The organism is Caproicibacterium sp. NSD3, from assembly GCF_053613275.1.
In genome coordinates this window covers 259,823-277,328 of sequence record NZ_CM132119.1, presented here as the reverse complement: position 1 = coordinate 277,328, position 17,506 = coordinate 259,823, and the positions used below count along the sequence as shown (strand labels likewise).

The 17,506-nt window shown below is 46.4% G+C and carries 18 protein-coding genes and 1 other annotated feature; of the genes, 5 read left to right on the top strand and 13 right to left on the bottom strand.

Going from position 1 to position 17,506, the window contains the following annotated elements; genetic code table 11:
* Positions 1–6: 6 nt before the first annotated feature.
* Together ACVS9P_RS01320 and ACVS9P_RS01315 are read left to right on the top strand one after the other, a co-directional pair.
* On the top strand, positions 7–489 hold the full coding sequence (locus ACVS9P_RS01320) for a hypothetical protein (protein ID WP_452103854.1): 483 nt from the start codon (positions 7–9) through the stop codon (positions 487–489).
* The gene (locus ACVS9P_RS01315; RefSeq protein ID WP_452103853.1) at positions 486–2,366 is read left to right on the top strand and encodes a serine hydrolase; all 1,881 of its coding nucleotides are present in this window, start codon (positions 486–488) and stop codon (positions 2,364–2,366) included. Before ACVS9P_RS01320 ends, ACVS9P_RS01315 begins: the two co-directional genes overlap by 4 nt.
* Positions 2,367–2,449: 83 nt before the next feature.
* Here ACVS9P_RS01315 and ACVS9P_RS01310 read toward each other — a convergent pair whose 3' ends face one another.
* From ACVS9P_RS01310 to ACVS9P_RS01300, 3 genes are read right to left on the bottom strand one after another with little or no spacing between them, the layout of a single operon-like run.
* Positions 2,450–3,223 (bottom strand): ABC transporter ATP-binding protein, encoded by a 774-nt coding sequence (locus tag ACVS9P_RS01310; RefSeq protein WP_452104654.1) that lies wholly within the window; start codon positions 3,221–3,223, stop codon positions 2,450–2,452.
* A gap of 4 nt (positions 3,224–3,227) precedes the next feature.
* A complete protein-coding gene (locus tag ACVS9P_RS01305; protein ID WP_452103852.1) occupies positions 3,228–4,145 on the bottom strand; it encodes an ABC transporter permease in 918 nt (305 codons plus the stop codon).
* A gap of 51 nt (positions 4,146–4,196) precedes the next feature.
* Positions 4,197–5,222 carry an ABC transporter substrate-binding protein gene (locus ACVS9P_RS01300; RefSeq protein ID WP_452103851.1) on the bottom strand — a complete coding sequence of 342 codons (1,026 nt, stop codon included), beginning with the start codon at positions 5,220–5,222 and terminating at the stop codon, positions 4,197–4,199.
* Positions 5,223–5,380: 158 nt separating this feature from the next.
* Positions 5,381–5,648 (bottom strand) — a binding site (T-box leader).
* 140 nt (positions 5,649–5,788) lie between these two features.
* Between ACVS9P_RS01300 and ACVS9P_RS01295 the strand changes: the two genes are divergently transcribed.
* The 3 genes from ACVS9P_RS01295 to ACVS9P_RS01285 all read left to right on the top strand — a co-directional run bounded on the left by ACVS9P_RS01295 (position 5,789) and on the right by ACVS9P_RS01285 (position 9,876).
* Positions 5,789–7,006 carry an LCP family protein gene (locus ACVS9P_RS01295; RefSeq protein ID WP_452103850.1) on the top strand — a complete coding sequence of 406 codons (1,218 nt, stop codon included), beginning with the start codon at positions 5,789–5,791 and terminating at the stop codon, positions 7,004–7,006.
* A gap of 165 nt (positions 7,007–7,171) precedes the next feature.
* A complete protein-coding gene (gene metG, locus ACVS9P_RS01290) occupies positions 7,172–9,100 on the top strand; it encodes a methionine--tRNA ligase (RefSeq protein WP_452103849.1) in 1,929 nt (642 codons plus the stop codon).
* Entirely contained in the window at positions 9,097–9,876 is a 780-nt protein-coding gene (locus tag ACVS9P_RS01285) for a TatD family hydrolase (RefSeq protein ID WP_452103848.1), read from the top strand. Before metG ends, ACVS9P_RS01285 begins: the two co-directional genes overlap by 4 nt.
* A gap of 90 nt (positions 9,877–9,966) precedes the next feature.
* On the opposite strand, the gene ACVS9P_RS01280 is transcribed toward ACVS9P_RS01285, so the two are convergent.
* Genes ACVS9P_RS01280 through ACVS9P_RS01235 form a run of 10 tightly spaced genes read right to left on the bottom strand, consistent with a single transcriptional unit; the run spans position 9,967 to position 17,493 of the window.
* Positions 9,967–10,599 carry a cytidylate kinase-like family protein gene (locus ACVS9P_RS01280; protein WP_452103847.1) on the bottom strand — a complete coding sequence of 211 codons (633 nt, stop codon included), beginning with the start codon at positions 10,597–10,599 and terminating at the stop codon, positions 9,967–9,969.
* A 26-nt stretch (positions 10,600–10,625) separates the two neighbouring features.
* Positions 10,626–11,789, bottom strand: coding sequence for an NAD(P)/FAD-dependent oxidoreductase (locus ACVS9P_RS01275; protein WP_452103846.1), 1,164 nt, complete (start codon positions 11,787–11,789; stop codon positions 10,626–10,628).
* A complete protein-coding gene (locus ACVS9P_RS01270) occupies positions 11,779–12,057 on the bottom strand; it encodes a (2Fe-2S)-binding protein (protein WP_452103845.1) in 279 nt (92 codons plus the stop codon). The genes ACVS9P_RS01275 and ACVS9P_RS01270 overlap by 11 nt, the downstream gene beginning before the upstream one ends.
* Before the next feature lie 5 nt (positions 12,058–12,062).
* Entirely contained in the window at positions 12,063–12,593 is a 531-nt protein-coding gene (locus tag ACVS9P_RS01265) for a 4Fe-4S binding protein (RefSeq protein ID WP_452103844.1), read from the bottom strand.
* Entirely contained in the window at positions 12,590–13,726 is a 1,137-nt protein-coding gene (locus ACVS9P_RS01260; RefSeq protein WP_452103843.1) for an NAD(P)/FAD-dependent oxidoreductase, read from the bottom strand. Before ACVS9P_RS01260 ends, ACVS9P_RS01265 begins: the two co-directional genes overlap by 4 nt.
* A complete protein-coding gene (locus ACVS9P_RS01255) occupies positions 13,723–14,052 on the bottom strand; it encodes a (2Fe-2S)-binding protein (protein WP_416232459.1) in 330 nt (109 codons plus the stop codon). The genes ACVS9P_RS01260 and ACVS9P_RS01255 overlap by 4 nt, the downstream gene beginning before the upstream one ends.
* On the bottom strand, positions 14,049–14,879 hold the full coding sequence (locus tag ACVS9P_RS01250) for a hypothetical protein (RefSeq protein ID WP_452103842.1): 831 nt from the start codon (positions 14,877–14,879) through the stop codon (positions 14,049–14,051). Before ACVS9P_RS01250 ends, ACVS9P_RS01255 begins: the two co-directional genes overlap by 4 nt.
* A gap of 16 nt (positions 14,880–14,895) precedes the next feature.
* A complete protein-coding gene (locus ACVS9P_RS01245; protein WP_452104653.1) occupies positions 14,896–15,603 on the bottom strand; it encodes an ABC transporter ATP-binding protein in 708 nt (235 codons plus the stop codon).
* Complete coding sequence (locus ACVS9P_RS01240; RefSeq protein WP_452103841.1) at positions 15,596–16,378, bottom strand: ABC transporter ATP-binding protein; 783 nt, start codon at positions 16,376–16,378, stop codon at positions 15,596–15,598. Before ACVS9P_RS01240 ends, ACVS9P_RS01245 begins: the two co-directional genes overlap by 8 nt.
* A gap of 20 nt (positions 16,379–16,398) precedes the next feature.
* Entirely contained in the window at positions 16,399–17,493 is a 1,095-nt protein-coding gene (locus tag ACVS9P_RS01235; RefSeq protein WP_452103840.1) for a branched-chain amino acid ABC transporter permease, read from the bottom strand.
* Positions 17,494–17,506: the final 13 nt, after the last annotated feature.

Below are 17,506 nucleotides of genomic sequence, written 5' to 3'. Positions count from 1 at the left end.
TCCAAAATGGATACCGCTGTTATTTTTTATGAAGCACATCGCACCAGCATTTGCCAGGAACTTCTAGGGCACAGCGGAATCACTTTTACTGCAATCCGTACCGCAACGAATCTAAAACGGCTGCACGCCGCTTTAGCCGAGCTTTTAAGTGAAAGCCCTGTCATTCTAATCGTTGGCCCTGCTGAAGGGGGGCAGCCGGAATGCACATTGGAGATTTGCCGAATTCTGGGGGTCCCTACAAAAGGCGGCCGTCCTGACGGCGTTTTAAGGCTCTCCGGACAGAAAAATACAAAAGGATATCTGATTGAAAGCCTCAGTCAGGCGATTGCACTTCTTCCGGACGATCCGGATTCTTTGGGAGCAATGCTTCCTGATTTAAACCGTCGGCTGCGGGACAAATTCAGCCTTCCGGCTCCTGAGCCGGAATTACATCTTGACTATCAAAATATTGTGACAAATTCCATGGACCAAAAGGAGGAATCCCTATGATTCCAGATCTTATGCCGCAGGTGAAAACTGCAAATTTATTAATCCATTTTTTACAGGGGACTCCCGAACAGATTTCACCTTATCCGTTTGTTCCTTATCCAAACCGTCAGAACCCGGATTCTGAAATCTACGGCATGGAACGCGAGGTTCCAGAAGCACAAGGGGTACCTAGCCGTACGATCGCCGATTTTTATGCAGCGCTTCGCGATTGTCCGGATATCCGGGTTCACAGCGTCGCCATCATGCGCCACGGAAAAATGATTACAGAAAGCAGCTTTCAGCCCTATTCCAGCGGATGCCCCCATATGATGTTTTCCCTCTCCAAAAGCGTCGTCGGTATGGCTGTGGGACTTGCTGTAGAAGAAAAACTTTTTTCAGTGGATGACAAGCTGGTTGATCTTTTCCCTGAGATCAGACCGCCGTTTCGCGGTGCCCGTTTTAACAATATCACGGTACGCCATCTTCTGACCATGACTTCCGGCGTCAAATATAACGAGGTATTCAGCATTACCGATAAAGACTGGGTAAAAGGCTTCCTTTCTTCCGACTGCCTTTTCGAACCCGGAACCGCATTTTACTACAACAGTATGAATTCCTACATACTTTCGGCGCTTATCTGCAAAAAGTCAGGGATGTCCCTTGTCGATTTTCTGATGCCACGCCTCTTTTCTCCACTCGGAATTCCAAAACCGCGCTGGGACACCTGCCCCATGGGAATTGAAAAAGGCGGCTGGGGACTCTATCTGCGCTCGGTTGATATGCTGAAACTCGGTCAGCTTTATCTGCAGCAGGGTGCTTGGAAAAAAGGCAATAAAAAGATTCAGATCATCCCCGAACAATGGGTAATTGACAGTACTTCGAACTGGATTCCTTTTCAAGAGGGAGACCGCCCCACCGGATATGGGTATCAGATTCGGCGTTTTCCCGCAAAAGATGCCTATCAATTTAACGGCGTCTTCGGACAATATGTAGTCGTTCTTCCGGCGCGCGATATGGTAATTGCTATCACCAGCGGAAGCGGCCAGCTTTTTCATGATTCCTCTCTGGAAATTATTGAAAAATTCTTTGGAGATCAGGCTGAGCCTTTTGCAGAAATGCCGCTTCCGAGTGATGTAATGGGCGTCAAAAAGCTTTTAGACGTGATTGATCATCTCTATGCAGAACCGAACCATACAAAGCAGGCTCCTTCTCAGGAAGAGCCTCCTCAAAAAGGGCTTTCCCGCTTATTTCATGCACTGAAAGGTTCTCATCAGGAACCAAAGCATGTTCCCTCAATTCCACCGCTCGCAAAGACAATTCCGGGCGGTGCTTTCCTGTTAGAAGACGGATTTGCTTCTTTGATGCCTTTGATTCTGCGCAGTGTTACTAATAATTTCCCATCTTCACCAAAAGCAGTCCGATTTTCCTTTGAACCGGATCTTTGTCGCTGCATTTTTCTCTGTGGAGAATCAGAGATTACGATTGACGCGGGGCTGCAGACAAGTGCCATCCGCAGCTGGATTCGATTAGGCGGTGAGGATTATTTTATTGGCTCATCTGCAGAACTCACTACAGACGAGGAGGATCGTACTGTTTTAAAGCTGTATATTCATTTTCTACAAGCACCCTGTACGCGCCTGATGAAATTTATTTTCTATAAAGACGGTCATAAGGTATTTCTGCGGATGGATGAACTTCCAAGCGTCAAAACCGCTACCGAGATGCTCTTTGGTTTAGTAGACAGCGGAAGCGGCAGTCTCAAGGAGATAACCATGGAGGCAATCTCCAAAAATCGTCTGCGGCAGCGTGCAAAAGAAATCATGCGTCCCCGTGTAAAAGGGACCTTGATTTCGGATAAGCCGGAACAACCATCCGAAAGAAATGATTCTGAGAGCTAAATTTTCTTTCGTCTTATTTTATTTTTAATCATAAAAAGGGACGCTTTTCTAATCGAAAGGCGTCCCTTTTTTGCAATTTTATATCAATTTCCATCTTCAATCGAGATTTCGTTAAACCGATCCGTCAGGTCACGAACTTCCAGGGAACTCTTCTCCGCCCCTTCATGATCTAAAACAATTTTTCCGCGGTGCATCATGAGAAGACGATCCCCATAACGCACTGCAAACCGCAGATTATGCGTAACCATCAGCGCCGTCAAATGTTTTTCCTTGACGACCCGTTCCGTTAGCTCCATCACCGTCTCGCTGGAACGCGGGTCCAGCGCTGCCGTATGCTCATCAAGGATCAGAAGATCAATCGGCGTCATCGTGGCAATCAAAAGAGCCAAAGCCTGACGCTGTCCGCCGGAAAGACTCCCAACCGTCACCTCCAGCTTATCTTCCAATCCCAGCTTTAAAAGCTCTAACTGACTGCGATAAGCATCCACCCGTTTGCGGTTCACCCCATGAGCAAGGCCATAGGGCTTTCCTTTTTGGTCGGCAAGCGCCATATTTTCGAGAATGGTCAACTGCGGGCAAGTTCCTTTCGCGGGGTCTTGAAACACACGCCCGATAAACCGGCTGTGCGCATATTCTGAAAGCTTGGTAATCTCCCGATCCCTCACAAAAATTTTTCCGCTGTCCACCGGAATGGAGCCGCAGAGCAAATTAAGGATCGTCGTTTTTCCGGAACCATTGCTCCCAACAACCGAAACAAAGGAGCCCTCACAAATAGTAAGGTTAAAATCTTGGAAAAGAGTAACTTCATTCACCTCGTCCGGGTGAAAAACTTTAGCAATATGTTCCATTCGAACCAAAGGCTCAGATTTTTGTTGGATCGACATGCTGCTTTTTCCTCCTTCCCAAAGTAAATTGATTCCCCACCAAAGCAATGGTAAAGATGACCGCCATCAAAAGCTTTAAATAATTGGTATCAAGTCCCATCTGCATTGCTCCTGCAAGACAAGCCTTATAAAGGATCGCACCGCAGACTACTGCACTCGTTGCACGCATGAACTTGACTTTTCTAAAGACGGTCGTTCCGATAATTACCGAAGCAAGCGCCATTACAACCATACCGGTTCCGCTCGCTACGTTGGCAGAACCCGCCTGCTGTGCCAAAATGCTGCCGGAAAGTGCCGTGCAGCCATTCCCAATCATCAATCCCAGAATTTTCATGCTGCCCGGATCTTTTCCTAGGGAAATCACATACTGGGCATTATCCCCTGCCGCACGCAGCAACAATCCGGAACGTGTTCGTAAATAAGCATCCGTCAAATATTTAATCAAAAGACAAACGGCTGCTGCCAAAATCACAACTCGAAACTTCGCTCCTGCATTCGGCAAAAGCATCGCGAGTCCTGAATTAAAAATCGTGTTGGAATTAAAGATCGTAATCGTCGCTTTTCCACCCATGACGGCTGCCAGATTGACACTCCAAAGAGCTGTCATAACCAAAATTCCAGAGAGCAGATCGGTAATGTGAAGCTTAACATGCAAAAGCCCTGTTACTCCGCCTGCGATTGTTCCCGCGAAAAATGCACACAAACATGCAAGCCACGGATTCATTCCATGCGAAATCAACACCGCCGTAAGGCAGGCTCCCATTGGGAAAGTCCCATCTACAGACAAATCCGGAAAATCCAGAACGCGATAGGTGATATAAACACCGATCGCCATAATTCCGTAGATGAATCCCTCCTCGAGGATCGCTAGAATTAGATTAAAAAACACATCCATGCTTTCTTTTCAGCTCTCTTTCCAAAAATCCCATTCTAAAAAAGGTGCTTTTTATTTTGCAGAAGTCACTTTTTCCGCCGTCTGATATTCACTCGGAAGGCTCAGTCCCATTTCTTGCAGCACTGTTTCATTATAAACAGGGGTAGCATCTTCTACCGTATAAACCGGCAAATCGGAAGCTTTTGCCTCTCCCTTAAGAATTTTTGCCGCCATCAAACCAGTTTGTTTTCCCAGCGCCACATAGTCAATGCTCTGGCTTGCGAGGCAACCGTTTTTCACCTGTTCCACTTCGCTGCCGAATACCGGAATCCCAGCCTTTTTAGCAGCCTGCAGTTCACTCGAAAGATTGTTAACAACATTATTATCCGTAAAGTTATTAAAGCAATCCACTCCTTTTGCAGCCAATGCTGTTGCACCGGAAGCAACTTCACTGGAATTGGTTACGCCCTGTTCGACGACCTCAAAGCCTTCGTTTGCCGCAATTCCCTTAAACTTTTCCAACATGGAGATGGAGTTCGGCTCGCTGGTCGTATAAAGAACTCCAATCTTTTTCGCATTGGGCAAAAACGCACGAATCATCTTGACCTGCGCTTCCAGGGGAAGTACGTCACTGCTTCCGGTACAACTGGTTCCTGGATTATCAAGGCTATTAACAAGCTGTGCACCGACCGGATCATTGACCGCTGTAAAGACTACCGGTGTTCCGGCATTTTTGGTAGCTCCGTATGCGCTCAGCGCTGCAGGCGTTGCGATTGCACCGATCATATCATAATTTTTGGCAGCAAGACTCTTTGCAATCATATCTGCGTTGGCTGTTTCTCCCTGTGCATTCTGAAAATTGATCGTCAGATTTTCGCCCTCTTTAAATCCGCCTTCGGCAAGACCTTCTTTAAATCCCTCATAGCAATTATCGAGGGATGGGTGCGTCGCAAACTGAATGACCCCGATCGTCTTTTTTCCTGAAGCCTCTGAAGAAGCGCCGGTAGAAGAAGAACTGCTCCCACAACCGGTAGCTGCCGTCGCCAAAAATGCTGCCATCACAAATGCGGATACTTTTTTCAAAAGATTTTTTTTCATTTTAATTCCTCCAAATTCTGTCACTCAATCACTGATATAGGCAAATGCCTACCCTCGTACGAAGATCCCTGTTTTTTGACAAAAAGCTTTGCCACCAACCATCCGGCATCTGCCTCACCCCTTTCTCTGCATAAAAAAAGCTCTTGTCCCTGCAAAAACACAGGGACAAGAGCTATAAAACTCCTGTGGTACCACCCAAATTGACGTTTCAAAAAAACGCCCACTCAATTTCATGTACTTCACAAAATACACGCTTTCCGGATAACGGGTAAAGTCCCCGTCAGGAACTACTAAACGGCTCAAAATCCGTCTTTCATCCTGCCCTCAAAAGCCCATTCACTCTACCTCTTTTTACCGCAATCACACCCGCTGCGGCTCTCTTTGCAAAAGATATTCAGAGTTACTATTCTTTCTCGTCGGTTTTTTATATTTGGTGTTATTATATGCTTGCTTTTTAAAAAAGTCAACTCTCAAGAAAATTTTTCTTCAAAAGTTTACATAACTTGACAGTTTTTTGGGAAACAGTTAGAATGATTCTATATTAATATCATAAGGAGGATCTCCCGATGAGTGATTCGTCCCACCCCGAAAAAGACCGGGATATTTATTCATACAGCAAAGGAAAAGGAAAAGCAAAAGATATTTATTCCTCCACAAAAAAGCCTTCCTCTGCTGCCGAAAAAGGCTCTCAAAAGAGCAAAAAAGTCTCTCCTTCCTCTCGCTATAAAACGCAGGAAGAAACGCTGCCGATTGATTGCTATAATTATGTAGAGGCACCGGGAAATCAGGATTCTCGCTCCGAAAAGAACCGCCAATCCCGTCGGAACGACCCAGACGATTGGGACAATCACAAAAAGCCTCGTCGTCGTCACCGTCATCTTTTTCGCCGGATTCTCGGCATTCTACTGGTCCTTCTAATCATTCTTGGTGTTATTTTAACGATGCTCTATTCTCAGATGAATCGCTCTGGGAACACCGATCAAAGCAAATACGTGGCGCAGCCTACAAATGCGCCCACCTACAGCGTCATGTCCGATCCGTTTGTCACCAATATTATGCTGTTAGGGCTTGACAAATTGGATGCAGGCGCACAGCGCAGTGATTCGATCATGCTGCTCTCGATCGATCATCGTCATCACACTCTAAAGTTGACTTCTTTTCTGCGGGATATGTATCTTGCCGTACCGGAAAATGGGATGGACAAGCTTAACGCTGCCTATGCTTATGGTGGTGCGGCGTTAACCATGCAGACCATCGAAAATAATTTCCGCATTAAAGTAGATAAATACATTGCCGTCGATATGGACGGGCTTGCCGATATCATTACGGACCTCGGCGGAATTGATGTCACCATGGATCAAGATTTGGTCGATCAGCTCAATCACGATCAGGGAACTTCCTATCCTGCCGGAAATCTCCATCTAACCGGCGCTGATGCCGTTTATTATGCCCGTATCCGAAAAGTCGGCACTGATTTTGGCAGAACAACAAGACAGCGTGAAGTGATTCAGAAACTTCTGAAAAAGGTTCTTAGCCCTTCTGGAATTATGAAGCTGCCGGATATTCTCAAAAAGCTGCGTACGAATATCCCGGCAATTGAATTGACCGGCATCACGTTTCTTTCCTCTCCGGCAGTCTTCTATCCCACAAAAACCTTTTATGTTCCTATAGACGGCTCCTGGCAGGACGCTACCGTAGACGTTGGAATGGTTTTGGTCCCCGATTTGAAGCAAAACTGTCTTGCAGTCCGGAAATTTATTTATGAGACTGACAGCACCTCTTAAAATCAAAAAGTAAACTAGATTTTTTTAATTCGCTTTAACTACTTTTTTCAGCATGCAATTTACACACATTTCCTATACAAATGGCTTTTTCTTGTAATTCCCCCTCATTCGATATATAATGATATTATCTATCGTTTAGTAAAATCCGCATGGAGGGTTCTCAATATGGAAAAGAAAACATTTTATATTACAACACCGATCTATTATCCGTCCGGCAATCCTCATATCGGTCACAGCTACTGTACCGTGGCGAGCGACGCGATCGCCCGTTATAAACGCATGCAGGGCTATGATGTGATGTTTTTGACCGGAACAGATGAACACGGCCTGAAAATTGAACAAAAAGCAGAAGCGGAAGGCATCACTCCAAAACAGTATGTCGACCGTATCTCCAAAGTCTTTCAGGATCTTTGGAAACTGCTTAATATCTCCAATGACCGCTTTATCCGCACGACGGATGACTATCATGTCAAGGCGGTTCAGAAAATTTTTCGGCAGTTACACGATCAGGGTGATATTTATAAAGGCAAATATGAGGGTTGGTACTGCACCCCCTGCGAATCCTTCTGGACAGAAAATCAGCTAAAAGACGGTAAATGCCCGGACTGCGGCCGTGAAGTTAAATGGGCGGAAGAAGAAGCCTATTTCTTTAAACTCTCCAAATATGCGGATCGGTTACTGCAATACTATCAGGATCACCCAAAATTCATTCAGCCGGAAAGTCGCAAGAATGAAATGATTGCCTTTATCAATCAGGGTCTGCAGGATCTCTGCGTTTCCCGTACCAGCTTCACCTGGGGCATTCCGGTTGATTTTGACCCCAAACATGTCGTCTATGTCTGGCTGGATGCTTTAACGAACTATATCACCGCGCTGGGCTACGGCAGCGATGATGACAGTGCCTACCGTAAATACTGGCCGGCCGATGTTCATTTTGTCGGAAAAGAAATTGTTAGATTCCACACCATCATTTGGCCTGCCATGCTGATGGCTCTTGATCTGCCTCTGCCAAAACAGGTTTACGGCCACGGATGGCTGCTTTTTGGCGACGGTACAAAGATGAGTAAAAGCAAGGGCAATGTTGTAGACCCTTATGTTCTCTGCGAACGCTATGGCGTAGATGCGATTCGTTATTTTCTGCTGCGCGAAATTCCGTTTGGCAGTGACGGTGTCTTTACAAACGAAGCACTTATTTCGCGGATCAATGCCGATCTCGCCAACGATCTTGGAAATCTGCTCTCCCGCACGACCGCAATGGTGCAAAAATATTTTGACGGCAAAATTCCTGCTCAGCGGGAAAGCGCCGATCCCGACAGTGAATTGGAAAAAATGGGCAATGAGCTGCGGGCAAAGTGCAACCAAAACATTGACGGCTATCAGTTTAGCAAAGCATTGGAAGAAATTTGGCGTTTTATCGCGCGCACCAATAAATATATTGACGAAACGACCCCATGGGCTCTTGGAAAAGAGGAGACTAAAAAAGATCGACTTGCCTGCGTTATGGCACACCTCTGCGAAAGTCTGCGCATCGTCTCGATTCTGATTAAGCCTTTTATGCCCGAAACAGCGCCCAAGATTCAGGAACAGCTTGGTGTTGGCGGCAATCAATGCAGCTATGAAAGCGCCGCAAAGTTTGGTGAATTCCCCTCTGATGTAACCGTGCAAAAAGGAGATACCCTTTTCCCCCGTATTGATGTTGACAAGGAAATCGAGGAACTCAACAAGCTGATCCCGAATCCCGCCGCGCTGCAAAAGCCAAAGATTGAAGGACTTGCTCAGATCACGATCGATGATTTTCAGAAAGTGGAACTGCGCGCTGCAAAGATCATTAACTGCGAGCACATCAAGCGTGCAAAAAAGCTGCTGAAATTAACTTTGGACGATGGAGAAAAAGGACGCACGGTCTGCAGCGGAATTGCGCCATGGTATCAGCCGGAAGATTTGATCGGAAAAACCATTGTTCTCGTCGCCAACCTGAAACCTGCAAAGCTCTGCGGCGTAGAAAGTCAAGGAATGCTTTTGGCAGCGGATGCCGGTGATGAAGTAAAAGTTGTATTTCTGGACGGTGTCCCGGCAGGAAGCCGAATTCGATGAACAAAATTTTTGACAGTCATGCGCATTACGATGACGCCGCATTTGATTCTGACCGTAAAATGGTTTTGGATACGTTTTTACCTCAGAATGGTGTCTGCGGTTTAATTGACTGCGGTGCTTCTCTTGAGAGCAGCCGAAAAGCACTTTTGCTTGCTCAAAAATACTCCTATATTTATGCAGCGATTGGACTTCATCCGGAAGAAGTAAAAGAAGCTCCGGAAAATTGGCTGACCGAATTAGAACAAATGTTGAAAAAAAAAGACTCCAAGCTGATTGCGATCGGCGAAATTGGGCTCGATTATCATTTTGCTGAAAACGCTTCGAGAGAAGATCAGAAAAAAGCTTTCATCGCACAGTTGGAGCTTGCAAAAAGATATGATCTTCCGGTTATCATTCACGACCGAGAGGCGCACGGAGATACGATGGAAATCCTGCGAAAATATCGTCCGCGCGGCGTTATGCACTGTTTTTCCGGCAGCGTCGAAATGATGCGGGAGCTGGTAAAGCTTGGGATGTATGTAGGATTAGGCGGAGCTGTTACCTTTAAAAATGCGCGGGTTCCGGTTGCGGTTGCGGCAGCAGTTCCTTCCGATCGGCTTTTAACAGAAACCGACTGTCCCTATATGGCACCGGTCCCTTTCCGCGGAAAGCGCTGTGACAGTACCATGATTCCAAAATCAGCGGCAGTCATTGCGCAGGCCCGCAACTGTACAACCCAAGAAGTGCTTCAATTAGGAATCGAAAATGCCTGCAGGCTGTTTCATATTGCTCTTTAAATATTTAAAAATAAAAAAGGCTGCTCTCTAGAAAATTTTGGAGAGCAGCCTTTTTATTATGAACCGTCATTCTTTATTGCCTTTTAAAAATCAAAATGGAATCCGTTCCATACGCTTCATAAGGAAATCTTCAATTAGTTTTGCGGTCCCTTCATCCCCCAGCTCATTGGTATCGATGCAAAGTGCATAATTGCGCATATCTTCCCAGATCTGTCCGGTGTGATGCGTAAAATAACCGCGGCGGTACTTATTCTGTTTCTTAACATAGTGAACTGCCTCATCATAGGAAAAATTCATCAAATTCATCTTGCGGCGGACACAAATCTCTTCCGGTGCATAAAGATAAACCGAAACGACATTGGGGCGGTCTCTTAACACAAAATTTGCCGCTCTGCCAACCACCACAAAAGATTCTCTGTTTGCGAGCTCATTGAGCACTTTCGCCTGATAATTAAAAAGATTTTCATTTGAAAGGAAATTATCACTTTCCGGCGGAATTATGGTACCGTCGTATACTTTTCTCGAAACCCTATAAAGCAGACTCTTTTTGGTCTCTTCATCCACCTTGGCAAAAAGCTCTTCACTAATTCCGCTATCATCTGAAGCCAACCGCAAAAGGTCCCGATTATAAAAATGTACGCCGAGATTTTTAGCGAGGATTTTGCCAATTGGGGTTGCTCCGGCGCCGCATCGTCTGGTAAGGGCTATCACAAACTGTTTCAATGTAAATCCACCCTTTCTCTTTTTACTCAGGAAAACCGATCCGGGGAGAACGGCTCCAGCGGATAGGAGGACTTTCCGTCTACAATCTCTTCAGAAAGCAATTTCCCGGTAATTGGTGCCAAAGCAATTCCATCCCCCTCATGGCCTGCTGCCAGATAAAGGCCCGGTACTTTTTTTGTCCCGCCGATCAGTGCCTTTCCGTCCGGCGTATAGGGCCGCAGCCCTGCAAACGCGCGAATGACGCTGACATCTTTAAGAGCCGGGAAAAAGCGCAGCGCCCGATGCGCGATTGCTTCCACTGCCTCCAAAGAATTAAAGCGGTCAAACCCGGCCCATTCGCGGGTGCCTCCAATTAAAAGTCCGCCGTTTTTCGTTTGATGTATACTCAGAGAAGCACCTATATAAAGGATTTTAGGGTCTTTGATTGTCTCCGGCATGAATTTAATTACATTATATAAAGCACACTGTGCTGTGCAATGCATAAACGGACCGACCGCTTCTGTCACCAAAAGCTGTCCGCGGCGGGGTTTAATCGGCAGATCGAGTCCCGCCATTTTTCCAACCTCAGCCGACCAAGAGCCACTCGAAATCACCACTTTTGGCGCTTCATAAAAGCTGCCGTCTTCGGTCACAACACCCGTTACTTTGCCTGCACTGTCCTTTTTGATTTCAGTAACCCCCAGATGGTTTTTTACTTCGACTCCCTGCCGCTTTGCCGCATGCAAAAATGCCATTGTCAGCTTGATTGGCTCTACCTTGCCTCCGCATGGTGCATAAAGTACTCCATAAAGGTCAGGTGCTAGCTGAGGTTCAATTTCTCTTGCCTCATCGATCGAGATCATGCGGATATCCACACCGCTCTCGCGCTGTTTATCCGCAATCTTACTGAGCATATCCCACTGGTCCTGATTCTCTGCCAACTGCATTCCGCCGCAGTCTGGAACAAACTCAACGGACTCTCCGAGTTCCTTTTCCAACGTCTGGTAAAGTTTTAAAGACTGAACTGCCAAATCCATCTGCGCTCCCGGTTTTTTGGTATGATAGCTGACAACACCATCTGTAGCACCGGCAGAACCCTGTGCATGGTCACGCTTTTCAAGGAGCAGAACTTTCTGATTCCGTTTGGAAAGATAATAGGCGACAGAACATCCAATAATACCTCCGCCAACGATAATGACATCATACTTCATCTTTTCCACTCCCCCCCAGCACACTCAACTTTAACGGACGCACCGGCATACGGGTCTTCTGCGGCTGAATTTCCGCGCGATTTTTCCCCGTTTCCTCCGCAATAATTCCCTGGATCAGACGTTCGCAGGTCTTTCCCTGACAAAGTCCCATACAAGCTCTGGTGCGGCGTTTTACACCGTCTACTGTCGTCGCGCCGTCATGGATCGCCTGAATGATCTCTTCGCGGGTAATCTCTTGGCAGCGGCAAATCAGAACATCATCATTCATTTTGCTCACGCTCCTTCCACTGCCGGATTCGGCAGGCGCTTCATGCTGCGGACCGTATCGGCAAACTCGACTGGAATTGCCATGGAGATCACTGTTGTTCCCGCATAAGCTGCAAGATTTTTCACTTTGAGGATTCTGCCTTTACAAACCGGCTCCCCTGCACGGGAAACCGCATCCACAAGATCGCCCTCTTTAGGGAGCGGCAAATATTCAAACGGAAAATCAATGGAAGCCTCTCCTTCTCCGAAAGCTTTATTGACAACCGTAATTGCAAGGCCAGGACATTTCGCAATGCACAGCCCGCAACCGGAACATTTTTCTTCGTTTAGATGCGGAAGATTCGTAATGTTTTCCCCGATTGTGATCGCACCCATAGGGCAGGCACTGGCGCAGGGATTACAGGGAATCTGCTGAACACATTCGATGACCGCCACACGCCCTTTTTTCATGCGTTCCTCGCTGGGAACTCCAGGGCAGGACATGAGTTCTTCCTTTGACGGAAATCCGGTATAAATGATTCCTTCTTTTTCAATCATTTCTCAATGCACCTCCCAAAAAACTCACCGCGTTTGAGCGCTTCCATATCGGCAATCTGATGCTCTTTAAACTTTCTGCGCCCTTCTCCAAAAGGTCCGCAGCGCAGTGTATTGAGCCGCTCTACGATTGCGGCTTTTTTCTCTGCTGCATCCTGCTCACTCAAATAGCCCAAAGCTTCGGCTGCAGCAACTCCGGCAAGATTTCCTTCTTCCATAGCGGTAGAAGCTTCCTCCACACCGGTAATATCACCAGCAACATAAACACCGGGAACCGTTGTTTCCATATTCCAATCATGCAGCGGAACATGCCCGCCAAAAGCAGGAATAAAATCGAACTGACAACCCGCCATCCATGCAAGCTCCGTCATGGGATTGAGCCCTACTGCCATGCAAACGGTATCCGCCTCGATCATCATTTCAGTTCCTTCAATAGGATTGAATTTTTCATCCACTTTTGCAATTTCGACTGCTTCCACACAGTCTTTTCCATATACCTGCTTGATCGTATGTCCCAGATAAAACGGAACCCCCACTCTGCGGATTTTTCCGGCATGGACGCCATAGCCGCCAATTTTCGGGGCTCCTTCGACAATTCCAAGAACATCAGCTCCCGCCTGCATGAGCTGATAAGAAACGATCAGCCCTACATTGCCGGAACCCATCATCACGATTTTTTTACCGGGAAGAACCCGGTTAACATTGATCATGGTCTGTGCAGCACCCGCACCCATTACGCCCGGCAGTGTAGAACCGGGAAACGGCAAATAGTTTTCCTTTGCCCCTGCTGCGATAATAATTTTTTTGGCGTGCAGCTGACAATTTTCCCCATTTTGAATAATGCCCATCGTAAGATCTTCGGGCTGAATTCCATAGACAAGACTGTTAAGCATGACATCCGCTCCGCAGCCCTGCGTTTTTTTCAGAAGTTTTTGCCCGATCACATAGCCACGGGTTCCGGCCTGATGTTCATGAGAACCAAAAAATTTATGAATCTGCTTGAAAAGCTGTCCGCCAGGGCGGCTGTTTTCATCGATGACCAATACCCTTGCCCCGGCATTGCGCGCCTGATAGGCAGCCGAAAGTCCGGCAGAACCGGCGCCGACAATCGCAACCTCTGTTTCCAGTGTTTTCATTTGTCTGCCTCCTTTCGAACTACACCGAGTCCCTCCTGCCGCTCTACATGCATTCCGTCATGAACAGGCGTTACGCAAGTGCGCGTATTCGGGACTCCATCTACAATCATCATGCAGTCCGTACAACGCCCGATCGCGCAAAAAACGCTGCGCGGTTCATGGCGTTTTGCTGTGGTACGAAATACTTTAATTCCTGCATTCAAAAGTGCCGCTGCAATTGGTTCCCCTTCGACAGCCTCGATCGGTTCTCCATTAAAATACAGCGTGACTTTTTTAAGATCTGTCAGTGTACCCAGAATTGGGTGTTCGATTACTCTCAAAATCATCCCTCGTTTTTTGCCGGAGCAGCATCTGCTTTCCGGATATTTTTGTCAGACATTACCCGACCGATATAATCTGCAATCAATACTCCCGCCGACTGGGGAGCCACCTTGCTCGGCAGCGGCGGCGCCGCATAATAAGTAATATTTTGAAGCTCTGCAATTTTTGGATCTGCCCCTAGCTGTCCGCTTGAAATATCCAATACAAAGACTGGCTTTTTCCAACTTTCTGCAAGTTCCACTGGCAGCACCAATGCCGGTACCGTAATAATCACCACATCAGACGGAGTCTCTCTCTTCCATTGCTCCATAGAAATCGTATCCAGATGTTCGTTTCGCGCAGCCTGTCTTACCGGCAGTCTCAGCTTTCTTAAAATCTCCGTAATGGCTTTTCCGGTATGACCGGCACCGATCACATCATAAGAATTTTCAAAAAGACTCTTTTTTGTATACTCCAGAAGAAACCACAAAACACCTTCAGCTGTAAGCTCCGCATTTTTTTTGGAAACCTCCGGATCTTTAAACGGGTCATAGAGGTTTAAATGCAATTGACGAAGATATTCTGTTTGTCTCCCGGTAAAAACCGGTGTTCCCTCTGAAAGTCCTTTTAGAAAGTCTCCGACAAAAAGCGATGTTCCCTCCGACTGCAAAATCGTTCCGTCTTCTGTTCCGCGAACCGGAAGCAATACGAAATCATAGTTTTTTGGATTTTTCATTAGAAGGTTCTGCCCTTTTGAGTAATCGTTTGCGCAATCAATTTCGATCCTCAGTTTTTTTAGAGCTTCCGATGCAAAATAAATTCGTTCGTCATTTGCAAAAACAGCCCCACGCATAAAACATGTCTCCTTTTCAACTTCCAAGATATGCCTCTTTGACTTGCTGATTAGAAAGCAAATTGGCTGCGGTATCCGCCAAAACGACCTCGCCTGTCTCAATGACATATCCGCGGCTAGCAACTTTTAACGCCTGGTTTGCATTCTGCTCTACCAGCATTACCGTTGTTCCTGACGTCTGATTGATATCACGAATCGTCTTAAATATCTGTTTTACAATTAAAGGCGAAAGTCCCATAGAAGGCTCATCAAGCAGCAAAAGCTTTGGGCGACTCATCAGTGCGCGCCCCATTGAAAGCATCTGCTGCTCGCCGCCGGAAAGGGTTCCGGCAAGCTGCGCTTTCCGTTCTTCCAGTCTGGGGAAAATATTAAAAACGCTTTCAACATCACTTTTAATTTGAGTGCGGTCTTTTCGAAAATAGGCACCCAAAAGCAGGTTATCCAATACGCTGCTGCGCGGAAACACACGGCGGCCTTCCGGCACCATAGTCATACCTTCTCGCACAATCTGCGGCGGCAGCATTCCTTCGCAGCTTTTTCCCATAAAGGAAATACTTCCCTCTGATTTTTTGACCTGACTCATAATCGAGGTCAGCAAAGTCGTCTTTCCGGCGCCGTTAGCACCAATTAAAGAAACGATTTCGCCCTCCTCTACTTCCAGGCTCAAGCCTTTCAGCGCATGGATATTCCCGTAATAAACATGTAAATTCTCGACCTCAAGCAATTTCATTATCATCATCGTCCTTTCCGAGATAAGCTTCGATGACGACCGGATCTGAGCTGACTTCTTTGGGAAGTCCATCTGCGATTTTCTGCCCGTGATCAAATACAACCACTCTTTCGGCAATTCGCATCACAAGGCGCATCGCATGCTCGATCAAAATAATAGAATACTGATCATTTTTCAGTCTCCGGATAATTTCCATCAGCTCATCTGTCTCGTGAGGATTCATTCCGGCAGCCGGTTCATCCAAAAGGATTAATTTCGGTTCGGTTGCTAACGCTCTGGCAATTTCCAGGCGGCGCTGCATTCCATAAGGCAGATTTTTTGCCTTCCAATCCTTTTTATCATAAATACCGACATAGCTAAGGCATTCTTTGATAAATTCATCATTGGTTTTGAGTTCGTTTTTATAGGTCGGTGTATTTAGAAAAGCGCCCATTATCTCTGTCTTTCGGCGGCAGTGGCGTGCAATTACAATATTTTCCTCTACCGTCAGATCTCCAAAAAGGCGAATATTCTGAAAGGTTCTGGAGATTCCCATCTTTGTAATCTGATCCGGCTTTTTATGGGTAATATTTTCCCCTTCAAAAAACACCTGTCCGGAAGTTGCCGGAGCAATTCCCGTCAGAAGATTGTAAAAAGTGGTCTTTCCGGAACCATTTGGTCCAATAATGGAGACGATTTCGCCCTGATCAATATGAAAATCGATTTCACTGTTTGCGAGCAGGCCCCCAAAAGATTTGGTGACCGCTTTTGTTTCAAGTAATACTGGCATCAGAATTCACTCCCTCCTTTTCAGGCATCACTGCTATTTCCCCAGAATCCCTGAGGACGTACACGCATTACAATTACAAGGATCAAGCCGTAGAGGATATACCACGGATCGAACGAAAGCCCAATTGCATCCTTGAGAGAATGAAGGACTTCCGGCAGAATCGTCATCAGCCCCGCTCCGAGAATTGCGCCTTTAATACTTCTGCGTCCACCGACGATTACCATGGTAAGAATCAGGATGGACTGTGTGGAAGTTAAAAGCTCCGGACTGACAAACGAAGAATAAGCTACCTGAATACTTCCTGCAATGCTGCAGATAAAGGCCGATATGACAAACGCCAGTATCTTATAATATTTGGTGTGAATCCCCATGGCGACCGCTGCAATCTCATCTTCTCGAATTGCCGCAAACGCATATCCGGTGCGGGATTTTTCAATTCGGTTCATGAAGAAAGCAAGCAAAGCGACAATGAGGAAACAAAGAATCAAATATCCTTCTTTTCCGGTAGGACCAATCTTGCTCATTTTAATCCCAAAAATAGTTGGGACTTTAATTCCCGGGATACCTGAAGATCCCCCCAGCGAATCCGTATTAATTGCAACATATCTCAGCACTTCACCGAAGCCATATGTAATGACGACCAGAAAAGAACCTTTTACACGCAATGCAGAAGCTGCTAATGGAAGAGCCGCCAAAGCGGCGATACAGGCGGCAACTGGAATGGTAAGCCAAAAATTCATTCCGGAATATTTCATCAATACTGCTGTTCCATAGGCACCGATTCCAAAGAAAGCTGCGTGACCCAAAGAAGTCTGCCCGATATACCCGGAAACAAAGTTGAGGCCAAGCGCCAGAATTGCATAAATCAAACAGCTCACTAAAATATGCTTAACATAAGCCGGAATCACTTTAACCGGCGTAAAACTATCCAAAAAACAGATCACCAATAAGAAGATTGTCGCTCCAATAAAAGTGGTCTTTCCACTCGTTCCAAAAAACCATTTCGAGTTTCCCTTGGGGAGGGCAAACTTCTTTTTTGTATTGGTAAGCACATCAGCAGGAACACTTTCGATCCCTGCTGTCAGCACTTCACTTGCTGACGAATCGTTTTTCATGTATAGCCCTCCT